This is a genomic window from Aeromicrobium sp. P5_D10, from assembly GCF_054049535.1.
On record NZ_JBFUME010000022.1, the window covers coordinates 1 to 4228 of the forward strand.

4 protein-coding genes are annotated in these 4228 nt (G+C 60.0%); 2 read left to right on the forward strand and 2 right to left on the reverse strand.

Translation table 11 applies throughout. The features are described from left to right. The first annotated feature begins 471 nt into the window (after positions 1–471). Positions 472–2028 (forward strand): ABC transporter substrate-binding protein, encoded by a 1557-nt coding sequence (locus tag ACXJKC_RS21670; protein ID WP_456698835.1) that lies wholly within the window; start codon positions 472–474, stop codon positions 2026–2028. Positions 2029–2646: 618 nt separating this feature from the next. On the opposite strand, the gene ACXJKC_RS21675 is transcribed toward ACXJKC_RS21670, so the two are convergent. Next, the gene (locus ACXJKC_RS21675) at positions 2647–2790 is read right to left on the reverse strand and encodes a hypothetical protein (RefSeq protein ID WP_456698836.1); all 144 of its coding nucleotides are present in this window, start codon (positions 2788–2790) and stop codon (positions 2647–2649) included. Between the two features lie 551 nt (positions 2791–3341). On the opposite strand from ACXJKC_RS21675, the gene ACXJKC_RS21680 reads away from it, so the two are divergent. Then, positions 3342–3920 (forward strand): dihydrofolate reductase family protein, encoded by a 579-nt coding sequence (locus ACXJKC_RS21680; RefSeq protein ID WP_456698837.1) that lies wholly within the window; start codon positions 3342–3344, stop codon positions 3918–3920. 112 nt (positions 3921–4032) lie between these two features. Here ACXJKC_RS21680 and ACXJKC_RS21685 read toward each other — a convergent pair. Beyond that, the coding region (locus ACXJKC_RS21685; protein WP_456698838.1) for an acyl-CoA dehydrogenase family protein at positions 4033–4228 on the reverse strand (196 nt) is incomplete at its 5' end.

Here is a 4228-nt window from a genome sequence, read left to right on the forward strand (position 1 = left end):
ACAAGTCGTGGGTCGTCAACGATATCGAGCCGGATATCGCGGACGCCATGTAGCACGGTTGCTCTCATGTGCATTTCTCCGATCAGAAAGGGGGCTTGACAGATTATCGAGAAGACTACACGCTGAGTGCATTCAGTTTATGTGAGCCACGTCTCATGTACGGGTTCGCAGCACGAGTGCCCATCCGGAGGGCTTCTGCCGATGAGTCGTGCCCATACGTTTGCGGCGTACGGCGAACAGTGGCTTGGGGCCAGACGGTCGACCATAGAAGGGAACGCGCCGATGCGAAGTAAATCTGAGAACGAAAGTGATGGCCGTGCTGGACGGATGTGGTCCGGTGAAGGTTTGGCCCGCAAGAACAGGGCTCGCCGCTCGTCTCGGGCGCGACTCCTACCTGTGGCGGCAGTAGCAGCGTTCGCAACGCTGAGCGCCTGCTCATCACCCAGTGAGGCGCCTTCACAGAATGGGGGCGTGGAGAACGACCAACTTGTGACCACCCCCGCGGGCAAGGGCACTCTCTCGAAGGTCACGTGGAATCTCCCAACCGGCGAACCGAACTCGATTGCGCCGACACAGTCGACCAGCAACAACAACATCCCGATTGTTTCCAACACCTGCGACGCGCTCTTGCGGATCAACGCAAAGTATGAGATCGAGCCGGGACTTGCTGAGTCCTGGAAGTACTCGAAGGATCATCTGACGTTGACGTACACGCTTCGTTCCGGCGTCAAGTTCTGGGACGGTCAGCCCCTGACGTCCGCTGACGTCGCCTACAGCCTCGGGCAGAACCTCGACCCCAAAGTGGCGTCTTTGAATGGCACGATCTTCACAAACGTGAAAAGTGTTGAAGCTGATGGCCCGGAGCGTGTCGTTGTCCGCTTCAAAGCGCCCGATGAGCTCTTTCACCAAGAGATGGCCATTGTGCCGGGAATGATCTCTCAGAAGGCGTATGTCGAGGCAGACCCGGATGCATATGGAAGTCCCAGCCGTGGCCTGATGTGTAGCGGACCGTACAAACTCGAGAAATGGAACTCAGGATCAGAGATGATTCTGAAGGCGAACGACGACTATTGGGATAAGACGAAGCGGCCTAAGGTCGAGACGGTCCGTGTCAAATTCATCACCGACGTAGGGACTTTGACTCAAGGATTCAAGTCCGGTGAGATCGACGGCGCCTTTGGATTCTCACCGACCCTTGTTCCGTCACTCAAATCCGTGGCCAGAGGCAAGGTGTACCTCGGCAAGAGTCCTCGAATCGCCATTCTGCTCGCTACCGGTGGGCCGGGGGCCGATCCGGAAATTCGAAAAGCGCTCAGCATGATCATCGATAGGCAATCCATTGCCGAGAAGATCTACTTCAATGCTGCCCGCCCAAGCTACGCGTTGATGACGCCAGCATGGTGGCAAGCCGAGGCGAAGGACATATACGAGGATGCCTACAACGCGCTGATCCTGCCGAGGAAACCCGATCCGTCTGGTGCGAAAAAGGTGATCGGAGGAAACGCCAACGCGTCTAAACCCATTGTGATCGCAGCACTCCAAGGCAATGAGGCACATCTGCGTGCGCTCACACTGATTCAGGAAGACGCAAAAAAGATTGGACTAGACGTGGAGATACGCGCGGTCACGTCCTCGGTGTACTCAAAGTTGGCGTCGAGCCCCGCCTACCGAGAAAGCTCGGACGTCTCGTTCTTCTGGGCTGACACGATGTCCGCGACCGACCCGTTGGACAACCTTCTTTACACCGTTCTCCCACGTGCCCTTGGCGGCACGGGTCAGTACGTAGATTACGACGGGCAGGACGAAGTGGGCACGCTCTTGCAGCAAGCTCGAGCCACGTTCGACGCGCGGGAAAGGGCCAAGTTGATTGTGGAAGGTCAGAAGATTTGGGAGGACGAGCAGAACTTGGTGATACCCGTTGTGGCGTTGAGCAATACGCTGTTTATGAACAAGAGAATCAGCGGTGCACCAGCCGCGTACTCGGGTATCTACATGCCAAGCCTTGCAATGCTGGGCGGCACAGACTAACTCCCATCATTCATGCGGATCCGGGTGACGCTTGGCCCGGGTCCGCATGAATGCGCCCCCTGTCTGGGAGACTTCGGGTAGCCACAGTGCGACTTGAAACGCTCGTTCGGATTCCAGCCCTAGCTGCCTCCAGAATCGTCCTGACCCCGGCGAGTGGTGAAGCACTAGCCCGGCTTCCTGCATGCGGGCAACGCAGGGTTGGACACCGCTATCGACCAATTCACCTGTTGGACATGGCCCTCATCGTGCGGCTGCACGTGCGAGTCCTGTCTTCGAAGACGACACCGGGCGTTGGAGCGGTCAAAAAGTTGTTGGGTCGCTCGGACCCGTCCGGCACGACTCAAGTGTTCGCGACCGCGTGCGTGGAGCGTGACGTGAACTTCTTCTTGGGTTTCCTGGGTGCGCGGATCCAGCGCGCCGTCCACGCCATCCGACGAGAGTCGGCCTGCAGACCCCCGACGGGAGGGCGACGGCATCTGTGACAGCCCAGGACGATTTTGGTTGAGTATCAATCCGGTCGGACACCGCAATAACTCAGACACACCTCGGACGTGCCCGCGCCAGTGGCGGCATTATGCATCCCGTCGATGGAATCGTCCTTCCAGAACGTCAGCCCTCCTAGAACGTCAGCATCGTCTTGACTGCACGTCGCTCGTCCATCGCCCGGTAGCCCTCGGCGACCGCATCGAGCGGAAGTGTGAGGTCGAAGGCATCGCCGGGTGTGATGACACCGTCGAGCATCTCCTGCAGAAGGCCCGGCAAGTATGCGCATACGGACGCCAGGCCGCCTTTGCGGCCTAGGTTCCATTGAAGATCTCGCGGACGGCGGCCGCGCCCTCGTCGCCACGCTCGGCAATGACGTGGTCAGCTCCGAACCGCAGAGCCAGTTCCCGGTGCGGGTCGGCCCGTTGAACGGGTTCTCGCCGCGATACGGCCACAGGTCAGAGCCGCAGACACACGATGCGACTGCCCGCACCACAGCATCGGAATCGACGAAAAGTCGCGGGTCGTCAACAACGTCGAGCCGGATATCGCCGACGCCATGTAGCACGGTTGCTCTCATGTGCATTTTCTCCGATCAGAGAGGGGGCTTGACAGATTATCGAGAAGACTGCACTCTTAGTGCATCTTGTTTGGACAAGCCACATCTCAAGTGCGGCATCTCAGAAAGACGGCTCATATGAACGCCTTCTACTGATAAGCCTGCTGATGGCTCGTTTCATCAACTGAATCAGTCGCTCACCTGAAGACACGGATCGTGCGGTCAACGCTCGTTCCGCCAACCAGACCTCACAGAAGGAGGACACCGCACCGTGCGATCCCTCACCTACCTCATCGCCACGACCCTTGACGGCTTCATCGCCGGTCCGGACCGGGCCGATCCAACGCCGTTCTGGCCGATCGCGCCCGACTACGTCCAGCACGTCGTCGAAAACTTCCCCGAGACACTGCCCGGCCACTCACGTCAGCGACTGGGCATCTCGACCGCAGGGCGCGAGTTTGACACGGTGCTGGAGGGTCGGCGCACCTACGAAATCGGTCTGGCGGCAGGGGCCACCGACGCCTACCCGCACCTCCGACACCTTGTGTTCTCGACCACGCTCGACGAAATCGCCGACCCGGCCGTCGAACTGGTGACCGAGGATCCCGTGGCGCGGATTCGGCAACTCAAGCAGGAGGAAGGTGCGGGCATCTGGCTGGCCGGCGGAGGCACGCTGGCTCAGTCCCTCGTCGACGAGGTCGACCGTCTGGTACTCAAGGTCGCGCCGATGACCCTGGGCGCTGGAGTTCCGCTATGGGGCACGGGAGCAGCGGCCGAGCCGCGGAAATGGCGGCTTACCGACGAGCATGTCCTGCCGTCTGGCACCCGATTCCTCCACTACTGCCGATAGCTCCTCCCCCGCACCTTCGACGGCTCGTAAAAGAAGGCCCGAGCACACGCTCGTAAAGAGCCGGAATTGCACGTACATATGCCTCAGGCCCTGACCCGCACATTTGTGCTGGTCAGGGCCTGAAATTCCAGGGAAATCCCTGGCTGCGGCAGGTGCAGGGAGCGCGATGGCGTCCCGAGGTTCCGAGCGCGATCTGATCAGACTTCGCTCGCTTGAGGTAAAGGTGAGCCGGGTGCTCCCAGGTCATGCCGATGCCGGCGTGCAGCTGGATGGTCTCCTCCGCAGCCAGGACAGCCAAGTCCCCGCAG